Annotated in this window: 1 protein-coding gene; it reads left to right on the forward strand. The window is 72.5% G+C overall.

Annotated elements, in window-relative coordinates:
* The coding region (locus VGV06_08300; GenBank protein HEV2055159.1) for a DEAD/DEAH box helicase at window positions 1-3894 on the forward strand (3894 nt) is incomplete at both ends.

The raw sequence follows: 3894 nt of genomic DNA on the forward strand, positions 1-3894 counted from the left end.
GCCATCCGCACCGCCGTCCGCACCGGGGACACCTCGGCGGCGGAGCGACGGCAGGGTGCCAAGCGCCCGCCCCACGTGCTCGTGACGACACCCGAGTCCCTCTACATTCTGTTGACGTCGGAATCCGGTCGCCGCGGCCTCGCGGGAGCGCGCACCGTCATCGTCGACGAGATCCACGCGGTGGCTGGAGACAAGCGCGGCGCGCACCTGGCGCTGTCCCTCGAGCGCCTCGAGCATCTGGTCATCGCAGGCGGCGGCCCGCGCCCCCAGCGCATCGGGCTCTCGGCCACGATCAGGCCCATCGAGACGGCCGCGCGGCTCCTCGTCGGCTCCGACCGCCCCCTGCCCGCCCTCGTCGACGCGGGCCAGCGCCGCGATCTCGATCTTGCGGTCGAAGTGCTGCGCGACGAGCTGGGCGCGGTCTGCACGCATGAGCAGTGGGGCGAGATCTACGACCGCGTGGCCGAATTGGCCCGCGCTCACCGGTCAACGTTAGTCTTCGTCAACACACGGCGCCTCGTCGAGCGCGTGACGCTGCACCTCGCGGAGCGACTTGGACAGGACGCCGTCGCCGCGCATCACAGCAGCCTGAGCCGCCAGCGGCGCTTCGCCGCCGAACAGCGCCTCAAATCGGGCGAACTCTCCGTGGTCGTCGCGACGGCTTCGCTCGAGCTTGGGATAGACGTGGGCGCGGTGGACCTCACCTGCCTCCTCGGCTCGCCGCGCTCCATCGCCACGGGAGTCCAGCGCATCGGCCGCTCGGGCCACGCCCTCGGCGCCACTCCCAAGGGCCGCCTCTTCCCGCTCACGCGCGACCAGCTGGTCGAGTGCGCGGCGCTCGTGCGGGCGGCGCGGCGAGGAGAGCTGGACCGCATCACGCTTCGCCGCGCGCCTCTTGACGTCCTCTCCCAGCAGATCGTGGCCGCGTGCTCCGCGGAGGAATGGGACGAGGATCGCCTCTACGCCCTCTGCCGGCGCGCCGCGCCCTACGCTCTACTCGACCGCGCGGAGTTCGACGCCGTGGTGGACATGCTCTCCGAAGGCATCTCGACCAGGCGGGGCAGAGCGGGAACGCGCATTCACCGCGACGCGGTCGGCCGCCGGCTCAAGGGGCGCCGCGGGGCGCGCCTGGCCGCACTCACCTCGGGCGGCGCCATCCCGGACAACGCCAACTACGACGTCGTCCTCGAGCCCGACGAAACGCTGATCGGCACGGTGGACGAGGACTTCGCGGTCGAGTCCATGGCGGGCGACGTCATGCTGCTCGGGAACAACTCCTGGCGCATCCGGCGCGTCGAGAGCGGGAAGGTGCGCGTGGAAGACGCCGGCGGCGCGGCGCCCACCATCCCCTTCTGGCTTGGTGAAGGCCCCGCGCGCACCCCGGAGCTCTCAGCCGAGGTCGCCGCCGTCCGCGAGGAAGTCGCCGGGCGCCTGGCCGATCCCGATGCAGCCGCGCGTTGGCTGATGGACGAAGGCGCCCTCGATCGGCGCGGGGCGGAGCTGGCGCGCGACTACATCGCCGCGGGCCGCGCATCCCTCGGCGCCGTGCCCACGCTCGACACCATCGTCGCCGAACGCTTCTTCGACGAAGCCGGCGGGCAGCAGCTGGTCATCCACGCGCCCTTCGGCGGCAGGATCAACCGCGCCTGGGGCATGGCGCTCCGCAAGCGTATCTGCCAGAGCTTCGACTTCGAGCTGCAAGCGGCGGCCACCGACGACGGCGTCCTGCTTTCTCTCGGCCCCCAGCACAGCTTCCCGCTCGAGTCGATCTTCGAGATGGTCCATCCCTCGGGCGTCGAGCGGTTGCTGACCGACGCCGCGCTCCAGGCGCCCATGTTCGCCACGCGCTGGCGCTGGAACGCGAGCCGCTCCTTGGCACTCCTGCGCTGGCAGGGCGGCCGCCGCGTGCCCCCGTATCTCCAGCGAATGCGCGCCGAGGACCTACTGGCCTCCGTCTTCCCCGCCCAGCTGGGCTGCCAGGACAACGCCGTCGGGCCGATCGAGATCCCCGACCACCCGCTGGTGAACGAGACCCTGCGCGACTGTCTCACCGAGGCGATGGACGCCCAGGGGCTCAAGCACAAGCTCGAGGCCCTCTTCAGCGGAAAGATCCACCGAGTGGCGCGCGAGACGCCCGAGCCGTCCGTCTTCTCGCACGAGATCCTGAACGCCAACCCCTACGCCTATCTCGACGACGCCCCGCTCGAGGAGCGCCGCGCGCGGGCCGTGACGCTCAGGCGCGGGTTGCCGGCGGAGCTGGCAGACGACGTGGGCCGCCTCGATCCTGAGGCCATTGCCGCCGTCATCGAAGAGGCGCGCCCCGATCTGCGCAACGCCGACGAGCTGCACGATCTCCTGCTGGACCTGGGCGCCCTGCCTTCGGTCGAGGCGGCGGGCTGGACGGCGTGGCTCGACCCGCTGATCGCGTCAGGCCGCGCCGCGCGGCTGAACGTAGGCCCGCGCATCTTCTGGGTCGCGGCGGAGCGCCGCTCGCTGGCGCTGGCGATCTGGCCCGACGGCCGCCTGGCGCCCGACGTGGTCGAGCCGCCGGCGCGGCGCGCGGCTCCATGGTCCGATCGTGAGGGCGCGCTGGTCGAGCTGATCCGAGCCCGGCTCGCCCTCGTGGGCCCGACGACCGCCGCCGCCCTCGCCGAGCCCTTCGGCCTGAGCGTGTCCAGCGTGAACTCAGCCCTCGGCCGCGTCGAGGCCGACGGCGGTGTCCTGCGCGGGCGGTTCACGCCTACCCTGACGCCCGACGCCACCGAATGGTGCGACAGACGTCTTTTGGCCCGCATCCACCGGCGCACGCTCGACCGCCTGCGCCGCGAGATCGAGCCCGTAAGCGCTGCCGACCTCATGCGCTTCCTCTTCGCGTGGCAGCACGTGAAGCCGGGGCTCCAACTGCACGGCCGCGACGGGCTCCAGCGCGTCATCGAGCAGTTGGAGGGCTTCGAGCTAGCTGCCGCCGGGTGGGAGCGCGAGGTGCTGCCGGCACGAGTGGCGCGCTACGAGCCCGCCTGGCTCGACGAGCTGTGCCTCTCGGGCGAGATCGCCTGGGGCCGCCTCGAGCGACACCCGACCACGCGCCACGCAGGGCGCCGGCTTTCCGGCACGGTGCCGATCACGCTCCTGCGCCGCCAGAATCTCGCCTGGCTCCTCGAGCCCCGCGACGGCGCGGACGAAGAGGCGCTGTCCGCTCCCGCGCGCGACGTGCTCGCCCACCTGCGCGCGAGCGGCGCCTCGTTCACGGACGAGATCGCGGGGCGCGTGCGACGCCTGCGCATCGAGGTGGAAGAAGCGCTCTGCGAGCTGGTCTCGGCCGGCCTCGTCACCGGCGACGGCTTCGCCGGCCTCCGCAGCCTGCTCCACTCGGAAAAGCGTAAGCGGCTGCGCTCCGGTCGGGCACGCCCCCTGCGTGCGCCCATCGGCACGGGGCGCTGGGCGCTCCTCGAAGCGCCCCCGCCACCTTCTCCAGATGACCTGCTGGAAGCCCGTGCCCGCCAGTACGCGCGGCGCTACGGCATCGTCTTCCGCGATCTCCTCCAGCGCGAGCCCGGGGCGCCCGCGTGGCGCGATCTTCTGCGCGTCTACCGTCGCCTCGAGATGCGCGGCGAGCTCAGAGGCGGGCGCATCGTGGGCGGCTTCGTCGGCGAGCAGTTCGCCCTGCCCGAAGCGCTCGACGCCCTCCGCGCCGTCCGACGCGACTCCCCGGGCGGCCACGTCATCCGCCTCTCCGCTTGCGACCCGCTCAACCTCTCCGGCATAATCACCCCCGGCGCCCGCGTGCCCGCGATGCTCGGCCAGTGGGTCTCCTACCGGGACGGCGTCCCCGAATCGGGGTCAGGTCTTGCTTTACGACATTCGCGATCCCGTCTCACTGGCGCCCAGGGTTTG

Source organism: Candidatus Methylomirabilota bacterium (genome assembly GCA_035936835.1).
Taxonomy (GTDB): domain Bacteria; phylum Methylomirabilota; class Methylomirabilia; order Rokubacteriales; family CSP1-6; genus AR37.